Annotated in this window: 27 protein-coding genes; 14 read left to right on the top strand and 13 right to left on the bottom strand. The window is 72.0% G+C overall.

The genetic code is table 11. The features are described 5' to 3' along the window. Positions 1 to 37: 37 nt before the first annotated feature. On the bottom strand, positions 38 to 826 hold the full coding sequence (locus tag ACIBQZ_RS08180; RefSeq protein ID WP_396087762.1) for an enoyl-CoA hydratase-related protein: 789 nt from the start codon (positions 824 to 826) through the stop codon (positions 38 to 40). Continuing rightward, the gene (locus ACIBQZ_RS08175; RefSeq protein WP_396087761.1) at positions 823 to 1,635 is read right to left on the bottom strand and encodes a PaaX family transcriptional regulator C-terminal domain-containing protein; all 813 of its coding nucleotides are present in this window, start codon (positions 1,633 to 1,635) and stop codon (positions 823 to 825) included. Before ACIBQZ_RS08175 ends, ACIBQZ_RS08180 begins: the two co-directional genes overlap by 4 nt. Positions 1,636 to 1,934: 299 nt before the next feature. On the opposite strand from ACIBQZ_RS08175, the gene ACIBQZ_RS08170 reads away from it, so the two are divergent. Together ACIBQZ_RS08170 and ACIBQZ_RS08165 are read left to right on the top strand one after the other, a co-directional pair. Further along, a complete protein-coding gene (locus ACIBQZ_RS08170) occupies positions 1,935 to 2,102 on the top strand; it encodes a DUF3117 domain-containing protein (RefSeq protein WP_015625691.1) in 168 nt (55 codons plus the stop codon). Positions 2,103 to 2,226: 124 nt separating this feature from the next. Next, positions 2,227 to 3,615 carry a leucyl aminopeptidase family protein gene (locus ACIBQZ_RS08165; protein WP_396087936.1) on the top strand — a complete coding sequence of 463 codons (1,389 nt, stop codon included), beginning with the start codon at positions 2,227 to 2,229 and terminating at the stop codon, positions 3,613 to 3,615. Here ACIBQZ_RS08165 and ACIBQZ_RS08160 read toward each other — a convergent pair. Then, positions 3,605 to 4,213, bottom strand: coding sequence for an O-methyltransferase (locus ACIBQZ_RS08160; RefSeq protein WP_396087760.1), 609 nt, complete (start codon positions 4,211 to 4,213; stop codon positions 3,605 to 3,607). The genes ACIBQZ_RS08165 and ACIBQZ_RS08160 overlap by 11 nt on opposite strands. 259 nt (positions 4,214 to 4,472) lie before the next feature. Here ACIBQZ_RS08160 and ACIBQZ_RS08155 point away from each other — a divergent pair, with 259 nt between their 5' ends. Continuing rightward, on the top strand, positions 4,473 to 5,738 hold the full coding sequence (locus ACIBQZ_RS08155) for a S1C family serine protease (protein ID WP_396087759.1): 1,266 nt from the start codon (positions 4,473 to 4,475) through the stop codon (positions 5,736 to 5,738). Positions 5,739 to 5,817: 79 nt separating this feature from the next. Beyond that, entirely contained in the window at positions 5,818 to 6,237 is a 420-nt protein-coding gene (locus tag ACIBQZ_RS08150) for a preprotein translocase subunit TatB (RefSeq protein WP_396087758.1), read from the top strand. On the opposite strand, the gene ACIBQZ_RS08145 is transcribed toward ACIBQZ_RS08150, so the two are convergent. Genes ACIBQZ_RS08145 through ACIBQZ_RS08135 form a run of 3 tightly spaced genes read right to left on the bottom strand, consistent with a single transcriptional unit; the run spans position 6,234 to position 9,256 of the window. After that, positions 6,234 to 7,385: an Mrp/NBP35 family ATP-binding protein gene (locus tag ACIBQZ_RS08145; RefSeq protein ID WP_396087757.1), complete on the bottom strand. Its 1,152-nt coding sequence runs from the start codon at positions 7,383 to 7,385 to the stop codon at positions 6,234 to 6,236. The genes ACIBQZ_RS08150 and ACIBQZ_RS08145 overlap by 4 nt on opposite strands. A gap of 33 nt (positions 7,386 to 7,418) precedes the next feature. Beyond that, complete coding sequence (locus ACIBQZ_RS08140; protein ID WP_396087756.1) at positions 7,419 to 7,943, bottom strand: DUF1003 domain-containing protein; 525 nt, start codon at positions 7,941 to 7,943, stop codon at positions 7,419 to 7,421. Then, positions 7,940 to 9,256, bottom strand: a complete 1,317-nt coding sequence (locus ACIBQZ_RS08135) for a magnesium transporter MgtE N-terminal domain-containing protein (RefSeq protein ID WP_396087935.1) — start codon at positions 9,254 to 9,256, stop codon at positions 7,940 to 7,942. The genes ACIBQZ_RS08140 and ACIBQZ_RS08135 overlap by 4 nt, the downstream gene beginning before the upstream one ends. Positions 9,257 to 9,289: 33 nt before the next feature. On the opposite strand from ACIBQZ_RS08135, the gene ACIBQZ_RS08130 reads away from it, so the two are divergent. After that, positions 9,290 to 10,153 (top strand): PhzF family phenazine biosynthesis protein, encoded by an 864-nt coding sequence (locus ACIBQZ_RS08130; protein WP_396087755.1) that lies wholly within the window; start codon positions 9,290 to 9,292, stop codon positions 10,151 to 10,153. A gap of 13 nt (positions 10,154 to 10,166) precedes the next feature. Here ACIBQZ_RS08130 and ACIBQZ_RS08125 read toward each other — a convergent pair whose 3' ends face one another. Next, on the bottom strand, positions 10,167 to 10,667 hold the full coding sequence (locus ACIBQZ_RS08125; protein ID WP_396087754.1) for a hypothetical protein: 501 nt from the start codon (positions 10,665 to 10,667) through the stop codon (positions 10,167 to 10,169). 84 nt (positions 10,668 to 10,751) lie between these two features. Further along, positions 10,752 to 11,450, bottom strand: a complete 699-nt coding sequence (locus ACIBQZ_RS08120; RefSeq protein WP_396087753.1) for an HAD family hydrolase — start codon at positions 11,448 to 11,450, stop codon at positions 10,752 to 10,754. A 131-nt stretch (positions 11,451 to 11,581) separates the two neighbouring features. On the opposite strand from ACIBQZ_RS08120, the gene ACIBQZ_RS08115 reads away from it, so the two are divergent. Then, positions 11,582 to 12,541, top strand: coding sequence for a DMT family transporter (locus ACIBQZ_RS08115; protein WP_396087752.1), 960 nt, complete (start codon positions 11,582 to 11,584; stop codon positions 12,539 to 12,541). A 44-nt stretch (positions 12,542 to 12,585) separates the two neighbouring features. Next, on the top strand, positions 12,586 to 13,221 hold the full coding sequence (locus ACIBQZ_RS08110; protein WP_396087751.1) for a hypothetical protein: 636 nt from the start codon (positions 12,586 to 12,588) through the stop codon (positions 13,219 to 13,221). A gap of 4 nt (positions 13,222 to 13,225) precedes the next feature. Here the strand turns inward: ACIBQZ_RS08110 and ACIBQZ_RS08105 are convergent, their stop codons facing one another. After that, positions 13,226 to 13,654, bottom strand: a complete 429-nt coding sequence (locus ACIBQZ_RS08105; protein ID WP_396087750.1) for a DUF4190 domain-containing protein — start codon at positions 13,652 to 13,654, stop codon at positions 13,226 to 13,228. A gap of 353 nt (positions 13,655 to 14,007) precedes the next feature. Between ACIBQZ_RS08105 and ACIBQZ_RS08100 the strand changes: the two genes are divergently transcribed. Further along, a complete protein-coding gene (locus ACIBQZ_RS08100; RefSeq protein ID WP_396087934.1) occupies positions 14,008 to 14,763 on the top strand; it encodes an SDR family NAD(P)-dependent oxidoreductase in 756 nt (251 codons plus the stop codon). Positions 14,764 to 14,807: 44 nt separating this feature from the next. Here ACIBQZ_RS08100 and ACIBQZ_RS08095 read toward each other — a convergent pair whose 3' ends face one another. Continuing rightward, complete coding sequence (locus tag ACIBQZ_RS08095; RefSeq protein ID WP_396087749.1) at positions 14,808 to 15,317, bottom strand: DUF4190 domain-containing protein; 510 nt, start codon at positions 15,315 to 15,317, stop codon at positions 14,808 to 14,810. Between the two features lie 90 nt (positions 15,318 to 15,407). Beyond that, entirely contained in the window at positions 15,408 to 15,815 is a 408-nt protein-coding gene (locus ACIBQZ_RS08090; RefSeq protein ID WP_396087748.1) for a CoA-binding protein, read from the bottom strand. 54 nt (positions 15,816 to 15,869) lie between these two features. Between ACIBQZ_RS08090 and ACIBQZ_RS08085 the strand changes: the two genes are divergently transcribed. Beyond that, positions 15,870 to 17,096 (top strand): FxsB family cyclophane-forming radical SAM/SPASM peptide maturase, encoded by a 1,227-nt coding sequence (locus ACIBQZ_RS08085; RefSeq protein ID WP_396087747.1) that lies wholly within the window; start codon positions 15,870 to 15,872, stop codon positions 17,094 to 17,096. On the opposite strand, the gene ACIBQZ_RS08080 is transcribed toward ACIBQZ_RS08085, so the two are convergent. Then, on the bottom strand, positions 17,093 to 19,099 hold the full coding sequence (locus tag ACIBQZ_RS08080) for an intein-containing Rv2578c family radical SAM protein (protein ID WP_396087746.1): 2,007 nt from the start codon (positions 19,097 to 19,099) through the stop codon (positions 17,093 to 17,095). The genes ACIBQZ_RS08085 and ACIBQZ_RS08080 overlap by 4 nt on opposite strands. 110 nt (positions 19,100 to 19,209) lie before the next feature. Continuing rightward, positions 19,210 to 19,572: a thioredoxin gene (trxA, locus tag ACIBQZ_RS08075; protein WP_396087745.1), complete on the bottom strand. Its 363-nt coding sequence runs from the start codon at positions 19,570 to 19,572 to the stop codon at positions 19,210 to 19,212. Between the two features lie 465 nt (positions 19,573 to 20,037). On the opposite strand from trxA, the gene ACIBQZ_RS08070 reads away from it, so the two are divergent. The 5 genes from ACIBQZ_RS08070 (at position 20,038) to ACIBQZ_RS08050 (ending at position 23,630) form a co-directional block, all read left to right on the top strand. Further along, a complete protein-coding gene (locus ACIBQZ_RS08070; RefSeq protein WP_396087744.1) occupies positions 20,038 to 20,793 on the top strand; it encodes a TrmH family RNA methyltransferase in 756 nt (251 codons plus the stop codon). Positions 20,794 to 20,903: 110 nt separating this feature from the next. Further along, entirely contained in the window at positions 20,904 to 21,584 is a 681-nt protein-coding gene (locus ACIBQZ_RS08065; RefSeq protein WP_396087743.1) for a DUF6758 family protein, read from the top strand. Between the two features lie 128 nt (positions 21,585 to 21,712). After that, positions 21,713 to 21,871 (top strand): hypothetical protein, encoded by a 159-nt coding sequence (locus tag ACIBQZ_RS08060; protein ID WP_015625668.1) that lies wholly within the window; start codon positions 21,713 to 21,715, stop codon positions 21,869 to 21,871. A 9-nt stretch (positions 21,872 to 21,880) separates the two neighbouring features. Then, complete coding sequence (locus ACIBQZ_RS08055; protein WP_396087742.1) at positions 21,881 to 22,744, top strand: PH domain-containing protein; 864 nt, start codon at positions 21,881 to 21,883, stop codon at positions 22,742 to 22,744. A gap of 34 nt (positions 22,745 to 22,778) precedes the next feature. Beyond that, positions 22,779 to 23,630 carry a PHP domain-containing protein gene (locus ACIBQZ_RS08050; RefSeq protein WP_396087741.1) on the top strand — a complete coding sequence of 284 codons (852 nt, stop codon included), beginning with the start codon at positions 22,779 to 22,781 and terminating at the stop codon, positions 23,628 to 23,630. Positions 23,631 to 23,641 lie beyond the last annotated feature (11 nt).

Raw genomic sequence — 23,641 nt, 5'->3', positions numbered from 1 at the left:
AAAGACTCATACCGTCGATACGACCCCGCCGGAAGAATCACCGTCCCTGGAAGACCGGCTTCTCCTTCGCCACGAACGAGGTCACCGCGGACTTGTGGTCGGCGGTGCCGCCGCAGATGGCCTGCGCCTGTGCCTCGGCGGCCAGCGCGTCGGAGAGCGAGCCGGCGGTGCCGATCGAGAGCTCCCGCTTGATGGCCGCGTACGCCACCGTGGGGCCGGCGGCGAGCCGGGCGGCCAGCTCCTGCGCGGCCGGCAGCACCTGCTCGTCGTCGGGGAGCAGCTGGGTCAGCAGTCCGTAGTCGAAGCACTCCTGGGCGCGTACCGGCTGGGCCAGCAGCAGCAGCTCCAACGCCCGGGCCCGGCCCACGATGTGCGGCAGCGACCAGGACACGCCGGTGTCGCCGGCCAGGCCGACGTTGGCGAACGCCATCAGGAACGTGGTGCGCGGGCCGCCGATCCGGAAGTCGGCCAGCAGGGCCAGCGACGCGCCGGCGCCGGCCGCGGTGCCCCGGACGGCCGCGACCACCGGCTTGGGCAGGCTGGCCAGCCGCTGGGCGATCGGGTTGTAGTGCTGCCGCACGGTGTCCAGCTCGGTGGCGCCCTTGTTCAGGTCGCGGGCGTGCTCGCGGAGATCCTGGCCGACGCAGAAGGCCTTGCCCGCCCCGGCCAGCACGACCGCCCGGACCGAGCGGTCGGTCTCGATGGCGGCCAGCGTGTCCCGCAGGGCCTCCTTGAGATCCACGTCGAGAGCGTTCATCGCGTCGGGGCGGTTCAAGGTGAGGGTGACGACAGCATCGGTGCGGTCGACGAGCAAGGAATCCGTCATGGTTCTGAGAATCCCACACGTCCGCCGCGGGTCACCGACGCCAGGCACCTCTCGACGAAGCGGTCGGCCTGCGGCCGCAACCGGGCGGCGTGCCGGTCGAAGAAGGTCGCCGCGCTGGTGCCCGGCCAGCGGGCCGGCAGCAACGAGGCGGGCAGCTGCGGGTCGCGGAACAGGAACGAGCGCCACGCGTGCACCAGCTGGAACCGGGCCGCGTACGCCTCCTCGTCGGTGCTGCGGGCGTTGATCGCGGTGACGATGGGTCGCTGTTCGGCGATGAACTCCTCGTAGGCCTGACCGATCCGGGGCAGGTCCCAGGCCCGCCCGACGACCTGGACCGCGCCGGGTGAGCCGGCCGTGTGACTGGCGCTGAACCGCTCGTAGGTGACCCCCGCGTCGGCCAGCACGGCGTCCACCTCGTCCGCGGCGCGCGGGGCGACCCAGGCGAATTCCCCCAACATTCCGTACCCCAGAAAAGTCAGGCGTTTCGCCTCCCGGCGCGGGACCGGGGCGTGCGTGAGCACCAGATCGAAGCGTCCGTCCCAGCCGTTGCGGCCGGTCCGGTAGATCCGGGCCGCCGCCTCGTCGAGCCGGCGGGCGGCTTTCGGGGTGAGCAGATATCCCGGGCCGGAAACCAGTCGCATAGGGTGCAACCAGCCCTGACGCACCATCCGGGAGACCGCGGTGCGGACCGCGGGCGGCGCGATGCCGACCGGCGCGAGCAGTTTGACGAGGGCGGCGACCGGCGCGCGACCGCCTCTCGGACGCAGATAGTCGCCGTAGAGGTCGAAGAGTGCCGACCGCGCCTGCATGACCGCACATTGTGACAGCCCGAAAGGCGATATGCTAGACGCTGTCACATCCGCCCGGGCTGGGTTTGGGTTCGCCGGTGTTCATCAGGGAAAATGTTTGATCGGCACGGTGGGCCACGTCGCGTGACGTCGGTCGAGGCCCGCAGCGCTGCGGTCTCGGGTCGGTCCAGCGGGGGCGACTCCGCCGGTCGGAAACGAGGTACGGCGCATCGTGGGGCTGAGCACGGTGCGTTAGCCGTTCGAAGCAAGTGGCTGTGGGGTAACCCACCGACCCTGATGTAGGTCTGAGGGGAGACAAGATGGCGGCGATGAAGCCGCGGACGGGCGATGGTCCGCTGGAGGTCACCAAGGAAGGACGCGGGATTGTCATGCGCGTCCCGCTGGAGGGTGGTGGCCGTCTCGTCGTTGAGATGACTCCGGACGAGGCCAACGCGCTTGGTGACGCGTTGAAGGCGATCGCCGGCTGACGTTTCACGTGGCCCGCCGGTACGGTACCTGCCGTACCGGCGGGCTTTCCACGTCCTGAGGAAAGGTCATCCTCCAGTGTTCGTGATCAGGCTGACGCCCGAGCTCGCCGCCGGAGCCACCCGCGTGTTCGCGGTCGGCGCCGATGGTTCGCCGACCGGCGCCGGGCCTGTGCCCGCCGACCTGGCGGCCGAGCTCGCAGCCCTGCTGAGCAGCGCGGACGATCCCGGGCAGCCCGGTGCGGTGCAGGTGCTGCCGCGCCCGACGCGGCAACCCGGCAAGGTCCTGCTGGCCGGCGTCGGCCCGGGCGACGAGGCGGGCTGGCGGGCCGCCGGCGCGGCCGTCATCCGGACGGTGCGCCCGGACGAGCCGTTGCAGATCCAGCTCCTCGCCGGGGTGCCCGCCGACGCGCTCCGTGGTCTCGCCGAGGGCCTCTGGCTCGGCGGTTACCGCTTCCGTGACGCGCCCAAGGGCCCCCGCACCACCGAGATCACCATCGCCGCCGGCGAGTCCCAGGCGTACGGGCAGAGCCTCGAGACCGCCCGCGTGACCGCCGCGGCGACCTGGCTCGCGCGTGATCTTGCCAACACTCCGGCGTCGGTGAAGAACCCGGCCTGGTTCGCCGAGCAGGTCGTCGCCGAGGCCGCGACACGCCCGGGCCTGACCGTGACCGTGCGGGAGCCGGAGCAGCTCGCGGCCGAGGGCTTCGGCGGCATCCTGGCGGTCGGCGGCGGGTCCGCCACCCCGCCCCGGCTGCTCGAGCTGAGCTGGGATCCGGGCCCCGCGTCCCGGCATGTGGTCCTGGTGGGCAAGGGAATCACCTTCGACACCGGCGGTCTGTCGATCAAGACCCGCGACGGCATGAAGCTGATGAAGAAGGACATGAGCGGTGCGGCCGCGGTCGTCGCGGCCACGCTGGGCGCCGCCGACCTGCGCCTGCCGGTACGCGTCACCGCGCTCGCGCCGCTGGCGGAGAACGCGGTCAGCGGCTCGGCCTACCGGCCCGGCGACGTGATCACCCAGTACGACGGCAGCACCACCGAGAGCACCAACTCCGACGCCGAGGGCCGGCTGGTCCTGGCCGACGCGCTGGCCTACGCCGTCGCCGAGCTGCGCCCGGACGTGGTGCTCGACCTGGCCACCCTGACCGGCGCCAACTCGGTCGCGCTCGGCAAACGCACCGCGGCGCTGTACAGCCACGACGACGCGCTGGCCCGGTCGCTGGCCGCCGCCGGGGAGGCCGCGGGCGAGCGGATGTGGCGCCTGCCGCTGCCCGACGACTACCTCGACTACCTGCACAGCGACATCGCCGACCGGCACAGCTCGCCCACCCGCGGCGCCGGCTCGGTGGTGGCGGCGCTGTTCCTCAGCGAGTTCCTGGGCGACCAGCTGGACCGCTGGGCGCACCTGGACATGTCGGCGCCCAGCTGGGCCGAGCAGGACGACGCCGACCTCAGCCAGGGCGCCACCGGCTGGGGCACCCGGACGCTGCTGCGCTGGCTGCCTACCGCTTGACCGCGGCGAGCAGGCCGGCGCCGGCCGGGATCAGCGCGGGGATCCATTCCTCGGACTCCCGGACCGCCTTGACCGTCTCGCGGATGGTGATCGTGTCCACGTCGCGGGCCGCCGGGTCGCTGATCCGGCCGCCGGCCAGGGCCCCGTTGACCACCAGCACCCCGCCGCGGCGCAGCAGCCGCAGCGCTGCCTCGGCGCAGGCGCCGAACTCGGTGGCGTCCGCGTCCACGAAGATCAGGTCGTAGACGCCGTCGGCGAGGCGGGGCAGCACGTCCAGCGCGCGGCCGGTGATGATCCGGGTCCGGGACGGGGCGTAGCCGGCCTCCTGGAAGATCCGGCGGGCGATGCGCTGGTGCTCGTTCTCCACGTCGATCGTGGTCAGGACGCCGTCGGCGCGCATGCCGCGGAGCAGCCAGACGCCGCTCACGCCCGTACCGGTGCCGATCTCGACGACCGCCTTGGCGCTGCCCGCCGCGGCGAGCACGCTCAGCACGGACCCCGCGCCCGGGGAGACGGCCGCCAGGCCGACCTCGCGGGCCAGGCTGCGGGCGGTCTGCAGGACGATGTCCTCGGCGGCGTAGGCCTCGGTGAACTGCACCGACTGCGCGGTCGGGGCGCCGAACGATCGGGCTGCGGTGACGATGACGACCTCCGTCTGGAGAGGGGATGCGCAGTCCGGAACCGGTGCACATCGGGTATGAGCGTAGAGCGATGGTCACCCTTCGCGCACCGGGACTTCGGCGGCGGAAAGCGGCGAGGACGGGCCCGAGGTCCCACTGATCGGATGATCTCCACCGATCCGTGTCATCCTGGATGTCGGACCCTGGGGTTCCGGCACGACATTGGGAGGCACCGACGTGACCGACGGCTGGAACTGGCGCCAGCCTCCACCGCCGCCGTCCGCTACGCCTGGCGCGTCGGCCGGGTCGCCGTGGTGGTCCGACGCACTGGCCGATCCGTGGCGGGACCCGTACGCGCCCACGGCGGTGGTGGTGCCGACCGCCCCGGTGAGCAGCGGCCCGCAGCCCGAGCCGGTCGTCGACCCGGACGCGCCGCGCCGCTCGATCGCACCCGTGCTGCTGATCTGCCTGGTCACCGCCCTGCTGGCGGGCGGGCTCGGCGGCACGCTGGGCTTCGTCTTCGCCACCCGCAGCGGCGTCGGCGGCGGCACCGCGCTCGGCGGCCCGCCCCAGGCGGCCCCGTCGGCCGCGCAGCGCGCCCCGGATTCGCTGGCCGGGGTGGCCAAGCAGGTGCTGCCGAGCGTGGTCACCGTCCGGGTCACCGGGGCGATCGGCTCCGGCTTCGTGATCTCCCCGGACGGGTACGTGGTGACCAACGACCACGTCGTCGAGGGCGCCAACGACACCCTCGCGGTGTCCTTCAGCGACGGCTCCACGGCGTCGGCGACGCTGGTCGGCCGCGACCCCGAGTCGGACATCGCAGTGATCAAAGTCGCAAAGAAGAATGTGACGGCGGTCGCACTCGGCGACTCCGACGCCATCGCCGTCGGCGACCCGGTGCTCGCGTTCGGCTCGCCGCTGGCGCTGGTCAACACCGTCACCTCGGGCATCGTCAGCGCGCTCGACCGCACCATCCAGGCCGGCGACCCGGGCGGCACGGTCCGCTACTACGCGGCCATCCAGACCGACGCCGCGGTCAACCAGGGCAACTCCGGCGGCCCGCTGGTCGACGCGGCCGGCCGGGTGGTCGGGATGAACTCGGTGATCCGCTCCGTCGGCGCCAGCGACACCGAGGCCGGCAACATCGGCCTCGCCTTCGCCATCCCGATCAACCAGGCGATGCGGGTGGCCCGCGAGATCATCGACCACGGCAAGGCCCGCCGTACGGTGATCGGCGCCGAGGTCACCACCAGCGGCGCCACCGGCTCGACCGGCTCGACCGGGGCCCGGCTGCGCTCGGTGGAGCCGGCCGGCCCGGCGGCGACGGCCGGCCTGAAGGGCGGCGACGTGATCACCAAGATCAACGGTCACCTGCTGGAGGACGGCACCGACCTGATCGCCCTGGTCCGCAAGTACGCGCCGGAATCGGTCGTCGCGGTCGAATACCGGCGCGGCACGAAGATCCAGACGGCTTCCGTGACGCTGGCGGCAGACGCGAAGTGAACCGCCCTCATGGGCGGACAGCGGGGGCACAGAGGGCGTGCGTACTCTGGCCCGGGAACGGGACGAGGGAGGTCCGCGCGTGTTCGAGAACCTCAACTGGTGGGAGATCGGCGCCCTGCTGATGCTCGCCCTGCTGATCTTCGGCGAGCGGCTGCCCAAGGTGATCGGCGACGGCCTGCGGATGTTGCGCGGCCTGCGCGCGATGGCCCAGAACGCCACCACCGACCTGAGCCGTGAGCTGGGCACCGACATCCAGCTCCAGGATCTGCACCCGAAGGCGTTCATCCGCAAGCACCTGCTGAGCGAGGACGACGAGCAGGCGATCCGCAAGCCGCTGCAGGGCCTCTTCGAGGACGTCAAGAGCGACCTGAACGGCGTGAAGTCGGATCTCAGCGAGGTCGCCTCCGCGGCGGACCTGAAGGCTCAGCGCACCGACGCCGGCGCCGCGGTGGAGAAGTCCACCCCGGCGCCCCGCAGATTCGACCTCGACGCCACCTAGCCCTTGCGGGCGTTCACCAGCAGCCCCAGCGGCTTGCCGACCAGCGACTCGCGCCGGATCGCCAGCCGGTCGGCGATCGCGTCCAGCGCCTTGGCGGCCGGCGTCTCCGGGTCGGCCAGCACGACCGGCGTGCCGGCGTCACCGGCCTCGCGCACCCGGGTGTCCAGCGGGATCTGACCCAGCAGCGGCACCGCGGCGCCCATCGTCTTGGTCAGCGAATCGGCCACCGTCTGACCGCCGCCCGCGCCGAAGACCTCCATCCGGGAGCCGTCCGGCAGCTCCAGCCAGGACATGTTCTCCACGACGCCGACCAGGCGCTGGTGGGTCTGCATGGCGATCGCGCCGGCCCGCTCGGCCACCTCGGCGGCAGCCATCTGCGGGGTGGTCACGACCAGGATCTCGGCGTTCGGCAGCAGCTGGGCCAGCGAGATGGCCACGTCGCCGGTGCCCGGCGGCAGGTCGAGCAGCAGCACGTCCAGGTCGCCCCAGAACACGTCGGCGAGGAACTGCTGGAGCGCGCGGTGCAGCATCGGACCGCGCCAGACGACGGCGGCGTTGCCCGCGGTGAACATGCCGATCGAGATGACCTTCACACCGTGCGACTGCGGCGGCATGATCATGTCTTCGACCCGGGTGGGCCGGCCGTCGACGCCGAGCATGCGGGGCACCGAGTGGCCGTAGATGTCGGCGTCGACCACGCCGACCGACAGGCCCCGCTTGGCGAGCGCGGCTGCCAGGTTCACGGTGACGCTGGACTTGCCGACGCCGCCCTTGCCGCTGGCCACCGCGTACACCCGGGTCTTGGAGCCGGGCTGGGCGAAGGGGATGACCGGCTCGGCGGACTCGCCGCCGCCGCGCAGCGAGGCCTGCAGGGCCTTGCGCTGCTCCTCGGTCATGACCCCGAAGTCGATCTCCACGGTGGTGATCCCGGGGACCTTGGTGACCGCGGCGGTGATGTCGGTGGTGAGCTTGTCGCGCAGCGGGCACCCGGCGACGGTGAGCAGCAGCTCGACCTTCACACCGGAGCCGGCGACGGTGAAGCCCTTGACCATGCCGAGCTCGGTGATCGGCTTGCGGATCTCGGGGTCGTCGACGGTGGCGAGGGCGGCCTGAATCGCGTCCTCGATGGTGGAGGCTGGTGCGGACATGCCGACCATGCTACGTCGCGTCCTTGCCCGCTCTCAGGCCCGCTCCTCCTCCCACTCCTTACGTTCCAGCTTCTGCCGTCGATGGGCGGCCTCGTCGAGCTCGTCGGCCAGCCGGGCCAGCTCCGAGCGCAGGAAGTCGCGGGTGGCAACCTCGCCGACGGCGATCCGCAGCGAGGCGATCTCGCGGGCCAGATACTCGGTGTCGGCCTTCTGCATGGCCGCCCGGCGCCGGTCCTCTTCCATCGTCAGCCGGTCCCGGTCGGCCTGCCGGTTCTGCGCGAGCAGGATGAGCGGCGCGGCGTAGGACGCCTGCAAGGACAAGATCAAGGTCAGGAACGTGAACGTGTACGGGTCGAAGCGCATGTCCTTCGGCGCCAGCGTGTTCCAGGCGAACCAGGCGCCGATGACGATCGTCATGTAGACGATGAACTTGGCCGTGCCCATGTACCGGGCGATGCTCTCCGACCACCGCCCGAAGGCCTCCGGGTCGAACCGTGGCAGCCGGACCCGTCCCGGCTCGATCGGCTGGTCGAGCCGGTCCCGGCGCTGGTCGGTCATGTCCCGGCCTCGTTGTCATCCGCGCGCGCCTGCCGCTGGATCGCGTGGGCCTCTTCCTGGTCGTCCTGGGCGTCCCGGTCCCGCCAGTCCCGCGGCAGCGAGTGGTCCAGCACGTCGTCCACGGTCACCGCCCCGACCAGCCGGTACGCGCTGTCCACCACCGGCATCGCGACCATGTCGTAGGTCGCCATCCGCCGGGTGATCTCGGTGAGATTCGTCTCCGGCTGCAGCGGATCAATGTCGGTCTCGATGAGGCCACCCAGGATCGAGGAGGGCGGCTCGCGGAGCAGCCGCTGGAAGTGGACCATGCCGAGATACTTGCCGCTCGGGGTGGCCGACGGCGCCCGCGCCACGAAGACCTGCGCGGCGACTACCGGGGACAGCTCGGGCTCGCGGATCCGGGCCAGCGCCTCGGCCACCGTGGTGTCCGGCGTCAGGATCACCGGCTCCGAGGTCATCACCGAGCCGGCGGTGCCCGGGGTGTAGCTCATCAGCTGCCGGACCGGCGCGGCCTCCTCGGGCTCCATCAGGTCGAGCAGCACGGCCTGTTCCGCCTTCGGCAGCTCGGCCAGCAGGTCGGCGGCGTCGTCCGGGTCCATCCGTTCGAGCACGTCGGCGGCCCGCTCCCGGTCCAGCTGGATGAGGATCTCGACCTGGTCGTGCTCGGGCAGCTCCTCCAGCACGTCGGCCAGGGTCCGGTCGCTGAGCGCGGCGGCGACCTCGTTGCGCCGCGCGTCGGCGAGATCCTGCAGGGCGTTCGCCATGTCGGCGGGCCGCATCTGCTCCAGCAGCGCCACCAGATTGGACGTGCCCTGGGTGTCGGTCGGCCCGACCAGCCCGCGGACCCGGTTGTAGTCCACCTGGTACGTGTGCCCGCGCCGGGCCAGCCGGCCGGTGTGCTGGCGGACGGCGACCCGGGTGATCAGCCACTCGTTGTTGCGGTTGAGCTCCATGCCCAGATCCACCACGTGCCCGGGCTGGCCGGGACCCTGGAGGTCCTCGGGCTCGACGGTGACCCGCCGGTCCAGCACCTCCTCGAGCACCAGCAGCTCGTTGGGCCGCTTCTCGAACCGGCGCAGGTTGAGCATGCCGGTGCCGAGCACAACGGCCTCGGCGTCCATCGAGGTGACCCGCCCGATCGGCAGGAAGATCCGCCGCCGCAACGCCATCTCGGCGACCAGCCCGACCACCTGCGGCGGCCGGTTGGTGGTGCGCAACCGCAGCACGGCGTCACGCACCCGGCCGACCCGGTCTCCGTTGGGGTCAAAAACGGGCAGCGCCGCGAGCCGCGCCAGATAAACCCTGCTCCCCATGGTCACGCCACCAGCCTAAGTTAGCGTCGGACCATGTCTACCGTGGCGTACGAGATCGTCGACGTGTTCACCGACCGCCCCTTCGCCGGAAACCCGCTGGCCGTGGTGTTCGGCGCGGAGGCGCTGGCCGGCGATCAGATGCAGACGCTGGCCCGGGAGTTCAACCTTTCGGAGACGGTGTTCGTGCTCCCGTCGGCGGCCGGGGCCACGTACCGGGCCCGGATCTTCACCCCGGAGACGGAACTGCCGTTCGCCGGCCACCCGAGCGTCGGCGCGGCGGTGACCTCGGTGCGGCGCGGCCTGGCGAAGCCGGGACAGCTCACCCAGGAATGCGGCGCAGGGATGCTGCCGATCACGGTGATCACCGACGCGGCGACGCTGACCGGCGGCAAACCGACGCTGGGCCCGCCGCTGCCGGCCACGGAGATGCTGGAGCTGGTCGGCCTGCGCGAGGAGGACTTCGCCGGCACGCCGGCGGTGGCCGGCTGCGGCCTGGAATTCGTGATCCTTCCGGTACGCCGGGAAGCGCTGGCCCGCGCATGGGCCGACCCGGAACGCGCCCGGGCGCTGGGCGTGACCGGCATCAGCGTCGTCGCCTGGGAGGAGCGGGAGAAGACGGCGTACGTCCGGGTGTTCTGCCCGGGAGTGTCGGTGCCGGAGGACCCGGCGACGGGCTCGGCGGCGTTGGGGCTGGGCGTGTGGCTGGTGGGTCAGGGGTGGCTGCCGGGGGAGGGGACGACGGCGTACACGGTGCACCAGGGCATCGAGATGCACCGGCCGTCGCTGCTGGAATGCACGGTGACGGCCAGGGGCGGAGCAGCCACCCTCGGGACGGTCTCGGGCCACGTGGTCGCGGTCGCGTCCGGCCGGATCGCCGTCCCACCCTTCATCGGCTGACCGTGGCCTGCGCCTACGGCTTGCGTTTCCGGACGCGGTGCAGGCGGAACGGGCGGCGGACCTTGATCCGGGCCGGGGTCTCGCGGGGCGGCGCCGCCGCGGAGCCCGTCGGCAGATCCGGCGCGGCGATCGGCGGCTCGTCGGCCGGGGTGAGCCGCAGCACCGCGCAGCCGGCCTGCGCCCAGCGCTCCACCAGCTGCTCGGCGGTGCCGGAGGCGTTGAGACGCTTCCCGGCCAGCTGCGGCGCGATCTCGTCCCACGCCTCGCTGCCCGGGGTCAGCCGTTCCACCGACGCTTCGACGATCACGATCAGGGCACCGTTGTCGCCGCGCAGCCGCACCGAGGCACGCTCCGCCTCGGCAAGGCCCGGCGCGGCCTGCTCACCGGGCCCGCAGACCACGATGAGCGACCCGTCGAGCGGCATGACCCACAGGCCGAGGGCCGGCCCGCCGGGCACATTGATCCAGGCGATGCCGGCCTTCTTGATCGCCTCAGCCACGAGCTCGGTCGTCACCCGGCCATCCTCGCACGCGACCCGGCCCCGTTCGGGAGCGCTCACTCGCGCCACCCCCGGCGCCTCAATGCATCCTGCATGCAACTAGGCCAGAGCGGGTTCCCGGTCGAGCAGCTCCAGCATCGCCGTCAGGGATGGCACGCTCGGCCCGGTGAAGTCCTCGTCCGGGTCGAACACCAGGTGGTCGGCCAGGTCGGGCGCGGCCAGCCGGACCGCCGTCATGCCCACCGCGGCGGCGCCCGTCAGCTCCCGGCTGCCGCCGTCGCCGATGTACAGGCAGTTCTCCGGCGCCACCCGCAGCCGCCAGCTCGCCTCCAGGTAGATCAGCGGGTCCGGCTTGCAGAGGCCCACCTCGACCGAGAAGACCGTCGCGTCCAGCAGCGGCGCGATCGGCATGCCCGGCAGGAACGCGGGCAGTTCGTGGGTGCAGTCGCTGATCAGGGCGGTGCGCAGGCCGCGCCGCCGGACCGCCCGGAGCACGGACTCCGCGTCGGCGCGCAGGCGGGTGTCGGCCTTCAGCGCGTCGACCCGGGCGGGCACCGCGGCCTGGAGCTGAGCGGTCCGGGGTCGACCGCCCGCCTGCTCGGTGACCCATCGGAGGGTGGCCTCGGCGGACCCGAGCCGGCCGCGGGCCCGGTCCTGGAACGTACGATCCAGAACGCTCAGCACCGTGTCGGGGTCACAGCCCAGCGCTCGCGCAATGTCGGCGTGCTGGGGTCCCCTCCTGACGGAACGGGTCAGCGTGCCGAAGAAGTCGAACACCACCGCTTGGAACGCGGGCATGGAAAACCACTCTCCAGAGGGATTGACGGAATGCATCGGCGGCGAGCGTAACGACTGGCTCACTTTCCGCTCAACAGAGGTCGACAAACTGTGATGCGCACATATGCAAGAAGTGACTGCGAGGGATGAATATGCGTTCACCCCGCGAACGGCCTGCCTGGCTGACCGCGGCGGCGCTGACCGTGGCGGTGCTCGCGGTCTCGACCTCGGCGCCCCTGATCGCCTTCGCGGCGGCGCCGGCCCTGGCAGTCGCGTTCTGGCGCAACGGGCTCGCCTTCGCCGCGCTGACCCCGATCACGGCCGGCCCCCGGCGCGCGGAGCTGGGTACGTTGCGCAGCCGCAGCGGGCTGTTCGCGGTGCTCGCCGGCCTGGCCTTGGCCCTGCACTTCGCCACCTGGATGCCCAGCGTGCAGCTCGGCTCGGTGGCCACCGCGACCGCGCTGGTGGCGACCCAGCCGGTCTGGCAGGGCCTGATCGCGGCGGCACAGGGCAGGCGCCCGTCGCCGGCCGGCTGGCTGGGCATCGGGCTGGCCGTCGCGGGCACCGCGTGGGCCACCGGGCTCGACGTCGGGGTGTCGGCGCAGGCCGTCCTGGCGGACGTCCTCGCGCTGGTGGGCGCGGTGGCGGCGGCGATCTACACGGCCTTCGGGGAACAGGCCCGGTCGCGGCTGAGCACCACGACCTACACCTGGGTCTGCTACGGCACCTGCGCGGCGATCCTGCTGGTCGTCTGCCTGGCCGCGGGGGTACGCCTGCACGGCTACGACGGCCGCACCTGGGCGGCGATCCTGGCGCTGGTGGTCGGCGCGCAGCTGCTGGGCCACTCGATGTTCAACTACGCGCTGCAGCGGACCTCGGCAACAGCGGTGAGCGTGCTGATCCTGCTGGAGGTGCCCGGCGCGGCGCTGCTGGCCTGGGCCTGGCTGGGCCAGACGCCCCGGGCGGCGGCGCTGCCGGGATTGGCCCTGCTGGTGGCCGGGGTGGCCGTGGTGGTGCTGGGCGGCACCCGGGACCGCCGCCGGGCCACCGCCTCGCTGGCCGACCTGGCGGATCCCGCCGGTGCCGCCGCTCGGCCGGGCTCCTCTCGTTGAACCTTGGCGAACCGCTGCCGTACGCGGTAGAGAGGGGGGATGAGATGCGCCGCTGTCGATACCGGCTCTGTCTGCTGCTGCTCGGGGCGGTGCTCGTGACCAGCTCCTGCGGCGAGCCGGAGGTCCCGGAGTCCGGGCTCACCGGTGGCTGGACCACGGCCGGATGTGAGTTCTCCCGCGAGCCCGAGACCGTGACCGTCGGCCGCCGGGTGCTGCCGGCGACCCCCGCGGCGCTCGCGGCGGCGATGGCCCGGATCGACGCCGGTGGCCGCGCCGACCACGCCGGCAGCTACGCCGGGCTGGAGGTGGACCAGCAGCGGGTGCGCGCGATCGTCTACCGGGTGCCGTCGGCCGCCTTCGACGACTTCATCCGGCTCAGCGCGGACAACACCTGCATCGTGGTCCGCGACACCGCGCACAGCCTGGTGGAGCTCGCCGACTGGCACGACCGGGTCGTCGCCGACATCCCCGCCTGGCAGCCGCACGGGGTCCACATCTCCAGCGTGGTGGCCCGGCACGACGGCGCCGGCGTGGAGATCGGCACCCCCGACGTGGACCGCGCCCGCATCGAGCTGCCCCGCCGGTACGGGCGCACCGCGCCGCTGATCTTCGTCGAGCAGGGTCAGGTGATCCCGCTGGCCGAGCCCGGCGTCCCGACCGCACCCCAGCCCGGCGGCTGAACGGTCAGTAGGTGTCGGGTTGCATGATCACGAAGGCGACCAGGAAGGCGACGCCCAGCACCGCGATGGCCGTACAGACCCAGCCGACGATGATGCCGGCCAGGGCCATGCCGGCGCCGTTCGCGCCGGTCTGGCGGATCCGGCGGCGGGCGACGTGCCCGAGGATCGCCCCGACCAGGCCCAGCACCCCGCCGACCGTCCAGGCGCACAGCCCGAGCACGCCGGCGCACGACACGACCAGGGAGGCGATGGCCAGGCCCTCGGTCGGCCGGGCCGGCGCGTACGGGTAGACCGGCTGCGAGTACGGGCTGCCCGGGTTGCCGTAGTCGTACCCCTGATAGCCGTAACCGGGCGGGGGTTGGTAGGCCTGGACCGGCGGATCCGGCGGCGGCGGGTAGACGCCGTCCGATCCGGGCGGCGGTGGGTAGGACATGGTGGCCTCCGTCCGGCGGTGCTTGTGCGCCCGCCAGGGTAGGCGGACCTGTCACGGCCCCGCCGTCCGCCGGCGCCGGATGTGACCGGTGTGGTCCCTGAGGCGTACGCCACGGTCGTCCGATGTTTGCCCCGGCACGCGGGAGCGGGCAGGATCGCCGCATGGTCTTCGACGCCCGTACCGCCAGCGGCAGCCCGTCGAGGCGGGATGCCACCCGCCCCGCAGCCGGCCGCCGGCCCCGGTCCGCTGCGCCCAGTTCCGAGCCTGAGCAGCAGCAGGGGTCCGAACGGGTCACCGAGTCCGGCCCCGCCCCCGACGAACCCGCGACCGAGGCCGAGGAGTTCCCCGTGACGATGCGGCTGGACGGCAAGGTCGCCCTGGTCACGGGCGCCGGCAGCCCGGACGGCATCGGGTACGCGACCGCGCGCCGGCTGCGCGACCTCGGCGCCCGGGTGGCGATCGTCTCCACCACGCGGCGGATCCACGAGCGGGCTTCCGAGCTGGGCATCACCGGTTTTGTCGCGGACCTGACCGACGAGGCCGAGGTAGGCGCGCTCGCCGACGCGGTTGTCGACCAGCTCGGTGACGTCGAGGTGCTGGTGAACAACGCGGGCCTGGCCAGCCGGACCAGCCCCGAGGTGCTGCGCCCGGTCGCCCAGCTGACCTACGACGAGTGGCGTGCCGAGATCGACCGCAACCTGAGCACGGCGTTCCTGTGCAGCCGGGCGTTCGTGGGCGGGATGTCGGAGCAGGGCTGGGGCCGGATCGTGAACCTGGCGGCGACCGCGGGCCCGATCAACGCGCTGCCCACCGAGGCCGCCTACGCCGCGGCCAAGTCCGGCGTGGTGGGCCTGACCCGCGCGCTGGCGATGGAGCTGGTGGCCGACGGCATCAACGTCAACTGCGTGGCGCCGGGCACGATCTACACGGCCGCGTCCACCGTCACGGAGATCAAGCAGGGCCTCGGCACCCCGATCGGGCGCCCCGGCACGCCGGACGAGGTGGCGGCGGCGATCGCGTTCCTCTGCTCACCGGCGGCGTCGTACATCACCGGGCAGATGCTGGTGGTCGACGGCGGCAACAGCGTCCGCGAGGCCGAGTTCCGCTGAGCCGGACCGCCCGGTGGACCAGGGTCCACCGGGCGCGCCGGACGTCAGTAGGACGTTGTGCCGCTCGAGCCGATCGCGAAGATCGCCACGACGATGTAGAAGGCGCAGATCAGCACGTAGATGCCGGTGAAGATGTAGCCCAGCCACAGGCCGGCGGTGGCCAGGCCGTCGCCGGACTCGCCCGTCTGCCGGATCTGCTTCTTGGCGACGTGGCCCATGACGATCGCGGCGGGCGAGAACACGAAGGCGAAGACCAGGGCCAGGATCGCCATGGTGTTGGTCGGCGCCTGCGGCGTGTACGGCTGCTGCGCATACGGCTGGCCGTAGCCGGGCTGCTGACCGTACTGCGGCTGGCCGTAGGGCTGGCCGCTGGACGGGGCGCCGTAGGGCGGCTGCTGACCGTACGGCTGCCCGCTGGCGGGCGCGCCACTCGCCGGAGCCGCGTACGGGTCCGGCTGCGAATACGGTGATGTGGGGTCGTAACCCGGCTGCTGCCCGTAGGGCTGCTGGGGCTGATATGGATCCGGCGTACCACCGGGCGGCGGGTATGTCATCAGAGGTCCTCCTCGTTCACCCCGGCACGGTACTAGCCGACGGGTAACTGAGGTGACCCGACGCAGCGGGTAGGTCCTGTCCAGGTGGGGTCAGCTCAGTTTGCTGAGCCGTCCGACGGCCCGTTCGACGGCCAGGCACCGGTCCTCGACGTAATCGAGGCCGGCCTCGGTGGCGATCTGCCGGGCCTCGGCGGAGACGATGCCGGTCTGCAGCCAGACGGCCGGCGCCTTGATCGCCACGGCCTGCCGGACGATCTCCACGGCGTCGGCGGCGGGCCGGAAGATGTCCACCAGGTCGACGGGTTCGGGCAGGTCAGCGAGGGTCGGCACGGTCTTGATCCCGAAGATCTCGGCCACGAACGGATTGACCGGAATGATCTTCCAGCCGTGCCGCAACATCTGGAGCGGGACGGTGTGTGCCGGCTTGCCGGGATCCCGCGAGGCGCCGACCACGGCAATGACGTTCGCCTCGGCCAGAATCCGCTGTGCGCTCCTCATGGCACCGACTCTAGCCACGCCCGCCCGTGATCCGCGGCCGGTACGCTGCGCCGGGTGAGCCTGCCGGTGACGTCGCTACCGCGGCCCCCCGCGCATCCGCCGTGGCCGTACGACCTGCTCGACGTCACCGCGTTGCGGCAGTCCGGGTGGCGGCCGGCCGCGATCCGGGAGTTCGTGCTCAAGGTGCATCAGCGCTGCAACCTGGCCTGCGACTACTGCTACGTCTACGAGCTGGCCGACCAGAGCTGGCGGGACCGCCCGGCGGTGATGTCAGCGGAGGTCTGGCGGGCCGCGGCGAGCCGGATCGGCGACCACGCCCGGGCGCACGGCCTGGCGCAGGTGAGCATCGTGCTGCACGGCGGCGAGCCGCTGCTGGCCGGCGTCGACCGCCTGCTCGACCTGATCGGGGACATGCGCCGCGCGATGCCGGCCGGCTGCCGGCTCGACGTGAGCATGCAGACCAACGCCGTCACCCTGGACGCGGACAAGCTCGACCGGCTGGCCGCGGCACAGGTCAGGATCGGGGTGAGCGTCGACGGGCTGCCGGCCGACCACGATCAGCACCGCAGGTTCCGGGACGGCCGGGGCAGCCACCAGGAGGTCGACCGGGCGCTGCGCCTGCTGGCCAGTCTGAGGTTCCGCTCGTCCTACGCCGGCCTGCTGTGCACCGTTGATCCCGGCACGGATCCGGTCGCCACCTACGCCGCCCTGCTCACCCACGAGCCGCCGACCATCGACTTCCTCCTGCCGCACGCCAACTGGACGACCCCGCCCCCGCGATCGTCACGGCACCCGACACCCCACGGCGACTGGCTGATCGCCGTCTTCGACCGCTGGTACGGCGCACCGCGCCGGGAGACCCGCATCCGGCTCTTCGAGGAGATCATGAATCTGCTGCTGGGCGGCTCCAGCCGCTCGGAGCAGGTAGGGCTCAGCCCGGTGGCGATAGCGGTGATCGAATCGGACGGCGCCATCGAGCAGGTGGACTCGCTCAAGAGCACCTACGCCGGCGCCTGCGAGACGGGCCTCGACGTCCGGACGGACCCGATCGACGCGATGCTGGACCATCCGGGCGTGGTGGCCCGCCAGCTGGGCGCCGCGGCGCTGAGCGACACGTGCGCCGCCTGCCCCGTGCAGCGGATCTGCGGGGGCGGGCACTACGCCCACCGCTACCGGGCCGGAGACGGCTTCCGTAACCCGACCGTCTACTGCGCGGACCTCCAGCTCCTGATCGGGCACATCCATCGGCGGATGTCCGCCGACCTCTCCCGTCGGGTCTAGAGCAAGGTCAGCTGCTGGGGCTCCACGGCACGCCGGGTGGTGCGTTCCCGCGCGTTGTCGGTCGCGTCCGCGTCCGCGTAGGCCGTTGCCGGTGCCGCGTTGGCGCCCGCGGTGCGTGCCTCGCCCAGCTCGGCCCGGTGCAGCCCGTGCCGCCGGGCCGCCATCCGGACCCGGGCGCCGAGGTCCTTCTGGAAGCTCTGCGGCGCGTACGACCCGCTGCCGAACAGCTCGCGATAGCGCGGCGCCAGCTCCGGATGTTCCCGGGTCAGCCACGCCGCATACCACTCGCGGGCGCCCGGGCGCAGGTGCAGGGCCAGCGGCGTCACCCCGGACGCGCCGGCCGCCGCGATCGCCGAGACCGTCTCCTCGATGGACTCCTCGGAGTCGGTCAGGCCCGGCAGGATCGGCGCCATCAGCACGTTCACCGGGAAGCCGGCGTCGGTCAGCCGGGCGACCGCGTCCAGCCGGCGGCGCGGGCTGGGGGCGCCCGCCTCGACCGCGCGCCACATCCGCTCGTCGACGAAGCCGATCGACACCGACAGGCTGACGTCGGTGACCGAGGCTGCCTCCTTCAGCAGCGGCAGGTCGCGCAGGATCAGCGTGCCCTTGGTCAGGATCGAGAACGGGTTGGCGAAGTCGCGCAGCGCGGTGAGGATCTCCGGCATCAGCCGGTAGCGGCCCTCGGCGCGCTGGTAGACGTCCACGTTGGTGCCCATGGCGATCGGGGCGCCGGACCAGCGCGGCGCGGCCAGCTCGCGGCGGGCCAGCTCACCCGCGTTGACCTTGACGATCACCTTGGAGTCGAAGTCGTGGCCGGCGTCCAGGTCGAGATAGGTGTGGGTGTTACGGGCGAAGCAGTTGTGGCTCACCACGCCGTCGGCGATGAAGTCGCCGGTGCCGGTGGTGATGTCGTAGAGCGGCAGGGTCAGGCCGAGATCCTCGATGTCGGCGACGGTCAGCTGCGGCTCGCTGCGCACGCCGACGCCCGCGGCGTCCAGGGGCGCCGCGCTGACGCCGGTCACGTGCCGGAAGCGCAGCGCCGCCCACAGGTCACGGGCGACCTCGACCGAGTAGACCTCGCCGAGCTGGGGGTGCGGCGGGCGGCGGCTGGGCAGGCCCAGGTGGGTCAGCGCGTCCGTGACGCGGTCGAGGAAACCCTGGTCGCGGCTGGTGAAGACGACGGCCAGCCGGTCGGCGTAGCCGGTCGCGCCGAATGCGCCGGCCAGGAAGCCGCGACACCAGCCGCCGGACGGCAGCTCCGGCCAGCGCAGCGCCACGTGCAGCGGGATGTCTTCGAGGTAGGAGTCGCCGCGAACCCAGGCGTCGCTCTCCCGGGCGCCACCCGGTGCGCCGGCGTCGCCGCGGACCAGGCCGCACAAGTAGCCGGTGCGGTAGTCGGGGGACTCCTTGGGCGGGTCGGCGAAGCGGCCCACGCCGGCCAGCCGGTCGCCGACGGCCAGCGCGGGAAGACCCGGCTCGGCCGGGCTGACATGCCGCCAGCCGCGGTCGGTGAGGAACCGATGATCTCCACTGGAGACCAGCCGGGTGCCGTCGGCCAGGGTGACCCGGAAGGCCGGCTTGGTGGTGGTCCAGTGGTTGAGCACCGTGGTGGGCACATAGCGCCGGTGCGCGCCGGCGCCCATGGTGCCGAGGACGGCGTCGCCGACCTGCACCTCGGACAGCGGGCGGGTCGAGCCGTCGGCCAGCAGGATCGGGGTGTCGCCGCTCAGGCAGTAGGAGCAGGCGTGCGAGCAGCCGCGGTAGGGATTGATCGTCCACTGGAACGGCACCCGGGAGGCGCCGGGCACCCGGTTGATCAGGGATTTCGCCCGGATCTCGTAGAACGTCATGCCGGCGAACCCGGGGGTGTCGAAGGTGCGGACAGTGGCTCCGGGCAGCGCCAACGGCAGGGGTGGAGCCGTCGGCGCTGCGTCCAGGAGCGAGGCGTTCCTGTCCACGCGCGAGTCATCGTTGGCCGGGGCCGACAGGTTTGACCATCGCATGACGGAGATTCGAACACATGTTCGATCCACTGTCTACCCGCACCCGGCGGACGTACTCAAAAGAAGCGCCGCGGACCGGAAGCGGTCCGCGGCGCCGGTGCTGCGCGGTCTCAGTGGTTGTGCGCCGCCAGCTGCTTGCGCACGTCGTCCATGTCGAGCTTCTCGACCTGGTCGATCAGGGACTCGAGCGCCGACTCGGGCAGGGCGCCGGGCTGCGAGAAGACGATGACGCCGTCGCGCACTGCCATGATCGTCGGGATCGAGCGGATGTCGAACTTCGCGGCCAGCTCCTGCTGCGCCTCGGTGTCGACCTTGCCGAAGGTGATCTCGGTGTGCTTCTCCGAGGAGCGCTCGTAGGTCGGCGCGAAGCGCACGCAGGGCCCGCACCAGCTGGCCCAGAAGTCGACCAGGACGATGCCGCCCTTGCCGGTCACCTCGTCGAAATTCTCTGCGGTCAGCGCAACGGTCGCCATGATCTCTCCGTCCACGGGAAAAAGGCCACGGGAAATTGGCCTACGTGCGGTGTCAACCCGCTGTCGCCCGTACTGATTCCCGGCCCGGCGCCGGTGACACGTGGTCTGCGGCACCCTTCCGGGTCTCCGACGAGGACCTTGGGCACCACAGCGTAACCCAAAGTGAGGAGAGCACTCTCAGTTGTGAAGCAGACTGTGTCGCCCGTTTTGCGGCGGGCGCTGCCCCGATGGCGCCTCCTGGGTACCCGTACCGCAGCTTGATAACGACCAGGTCACCACCGACGGTAATAGGTAACAAAGTTAAATGTGAGTTGGGTCACTCTTGAGAACCCTTCACATCGATACGCAGGGTAAGGCACACTCTTCCTCAACAGAGCGTGGGCGGCGGGTGCCGGGGAGGGCCCCGCCGCTCATTGCGTCTCCCCCCAGGTGCGGCCCGTGGGCCCCTGGATAGCCTGCTCGACCATGACCGTCGACGATTCCGAGACGCCGGCCGAGCCGGTCGCAGCCGACCCGCTGGGCGAGCCGGTCGCAGCCGACCCGCTGGGCGAGCCGGTCGCAGCCGACCCGCTGGGCGAGCCGGTCGCAGCCGGGACGCCGGGCGAGCCCGAACTCGAGGTCGGTGTCGGCCCCTGGCCCGGAGCCTGGCCCGAGGATCAGCATTACGACCCCGAGCTGCTCGCGCGGGGTGATCGCCGCAACGTGGTCGACCGCTACCGGTACTGGCGGCGCGAGGCGATCGTCGCGGACCTGGACCAGCGCCGGCACGGCTTCCACGTCGCGATCGAGAACTGGCAGCACGACTTCAACATCGGCGCGGTGGTGCGCAACGCGAACGCCTTCCTCGCCGCGGAGGTGCACATCATCGGGCTCCGGCGCTGGAACCGGCGGGGCGCCATGGTCACCGACCGCTACCAGCACGTGCGCCACCACCCGACGATCGAGGAGTTCGCCGGCTGGGCGGCGGCCGCGGCGCTGCCGATCATCGGCATCGACAACCTGCCGGGCTCGCGCCCGATGGAGACGGTCACCCTGCCGCGGGAATGTGTGCTGATCTTCGGCCAGGAAGGCCCCGGGCTCTCCGCCACCGCCCGCGCCGCGTGCAGCGCGTTGTTCTCGATCGCCCAGTACGGCTCGACGCGGTCGATCAACGCCGGCGTGGCGAGCGGCATCGCCATGCATTCCTGGGTGCGCGCCCACGCGGGCCCGCCGCCGGGCTGACCCGCGGCGGCCCGCGTTGATCATCACTCGCCGGACGGGTGAACGAGCGGGATGACCCGGGTTCTGCCGATTCGCTTGACGGGGACCCGGCCGGGCCCCACCTTAAGAGGGTGGGTGTCACAGTGAGTTGCCCCCGTTGTGCTGCGCAGGTCCGGCCGCCGGACCTGATGCACAGTGATTGGCGCTGCGACAACTGTGGCGACGTCTCTCCGTTCCACGTGGCGGAGCACATCGGCCCGGAGATCCTCGACAGCGTGCGGCTGCGGCCGGCCCCGACCGTCGAGCACATGCCGTTGTGGTGCCCGTGGCCGCTGCCGCCCGGTTGGATGGTCACCGGCGTGGGCTGGGCGGGCGACGAGCGTTCCGGCGTGCGGGCGACCGCCCTGTCCTGCAGCGGCCCGGAGCCGCTCGGCGGCGGCCCGGCCGACCTGGTGCTGATCGCCGAGCAGCCCGGGGTCGGGCTCGGCACCCGCTTCGCCGGCATCTCCGGCATCGACCCGGGCTACCTGATCGCCGAGGCGCTCGGCGAGCGTGACCCGGGTGGACACCCCGGCCCCCACGCCAAGATCAAGGTGGGCGGTCACCCCACTCCACTGTGGTGCGTGAAGTCCCCGGAGGATCGCAGCGCCTATGTGAGTGAAGCCAAAGGAATGTGGCTCTATGCGGTAGCGTGGCCGGCAAGCGCGGGTTACTTCCTGGCCGAGCATGTCGTCCTGCACGACCTGTCCGACGGGGTGCCGCCCGAGCTCGTGTACGGAGCGCCAAGCCCGTATCTGCACGGCAAGGCCTGAACTTCCGGGCCTGACCTGCGGGAACGGTATCGGCTTTTCGGGCACAATGTTCACACAGAGCAGTCGAACTGATACCGTGAGTGTTGCTGCGGCGATGACCGTACCCGCAACGGAGGAGAAGGCCCGCCATGATCAAGAAGGTTCTCACCTGGCTTGGCATTGCATTCTTGATCTTCTTCATTGCGTTCAACCCGAACTCGGCGGCTGCCGTCTTCGAGTCCCTGGGCGACACCATCGGGGACATTGCCCGTGGTTTCGGAACGTTCTTCACCAACCTCGTCGCTTAACATCACCTGATGGGTCCTGGCGAGCCGCGGCAACCTGAAGACGAGGGTGCGCGTCGCCCTCGGGACGACGACGAGAACTTCGGGTACGACGATCCGGCGTTTCGCGACGACGGGCCCGAGTACCGCCGGGGTGTGGCCTCGGCCGGCCCCGGCTATTCCCCCGACGCCGGCTACTCGCCGAGCGCGGGCTACGGCAGCGACCCCCGCGACGACGACTATCGCGACCCGGGCGAGTACGAGCCGCCGATCTTCACCGAGGAAGAGCTCCAGGGCCTCGGCGGCGAGGGCGCGGGTGTCCCCGGTGGACCCCGGCGGGTGCTGCCGCTCGAGGACGAACCGACCACCCTGGTCTCCCGCTATCTGTTCCCCACCGAGCGCTACCGCGGTGAGTGGAAGCGGCACTGGATCCATCTGTCCACTCCGCTGCTGGTCGGCATCGGCTCGACCCTGCTGCTCGGCTACCTGGCCGGCTTCCTGACCCGGCAGGAGATCGACGGCCTGGTCACCGCCGCGGTGCTGATCTGGCTGGGCGTGATGGGCTGGGTCGCCTGGAAGGTCGGCGACTGGTATTTCGACCGCTTCATCCTGACCAACAAGCGGGTCATGGTGGTCAACGGCATCATCACCCGCAAGGTCGCCATGATGCCGCTGCTGCGGGTCACCGACATGAAGTACGAGCAGTCCGCGCTGGGCCGGATGCTCAGCTACGGCACGTTCGTGCTGGAGTCGGCCGGCCAGGACCAGGCGCTGCGCGAGGTCAAGCACCTGCCCAACCCGAACGAGCTGTACCTGCGCGTGGTCGAGGAGATGTACGAGCCGCAGGCGGTCGAGGCCCGGTTGGGCAAGGACGGTGACGCGGGCGACGACGCCTGACGGTCCGCAGTGACCCACCCGGTAGCGTCTCCGGGTGACCAGAATCGACCTGCACTGCCATTCGACCGCCAGTGACGGCACGCTGACCCCGGCCGAGCTGATGGCGGCGGGCGCGTCGGCCGGTCTGGACGTGATGGCCATCACGGATCACGACACCACCGGCGGCTGGGCGGCGGCCGCGGCGGCCCGGCCCGCGGGGCTCACCCTGATCCGCGGCGCCGAGCTCTCCTGCCGGTGGTACGGAGTGGAGCCGGCGATCCCGCTGCACCTGCTCGCGTACCTGTTCGACCCGGCGGACCCGGTCCTCGCCGCCGACCTGGTGCGCCTGCGCACCGACCGCGAGCAGCGCGCGGAGAAGATCGTCGAGCTGCTCCGCGCGGACGGCGTGGCGATCAGCTGGCCCGAGGTCAGCGCGTACGCGGCCGGCGGCTCCGTCGGCCGCCCGCACATCGCCCAGGCACTGATCCGCGCCGGGCTGGTCCGCACGACCGACGAGGCGTTCGCCTCCCGCTGGCTGGGCGCGCGATACCTCGTACCGAAAGCCGATCTTGATGTTTTCGAGGCCGTGCGGACCGTCCGGGCCGCGGGTGGGGTGCCGGTCTTCGCCCATCCGAACGCGACTGTCCGGGGCCGCATCGTGCCGGACAAGCTGATCGTGGAGCTGGCCGCCGCCGGGCTGTTCGGGCTCGAGGCCGACCACGAGGACCACACCGTCGAGCAGCGGGCGCACGTGCGGGCCCTGGCCGACCGGCTCGGCCTGGTCGCCACCGGATCGTCGGACTTCCACGGCAGCCACAAGACGGTCCGGCTGGGTGCCTTCACCACCGACCCCGGCGCGTACGAGCGGATCGTCGCCGCCGCGGCCGGCGTCGCGGCCCTGGGGTGACGGTCGCCGCA

The sequence above is a fragment of the Actinoplanes sp. NPDC049599 genome, assembly GCF_044465625.1.
In the GTDB taxonomy this organism is placed as follows: domain Bacteria; phylum Actinomycetota; class Actinomycetes; order Mycobacteriales; family Micromonosporaceae; genus Actinoplanes.
This window is presented reverse-complemented; position numbering and strand designations above follow the sequence as displayed.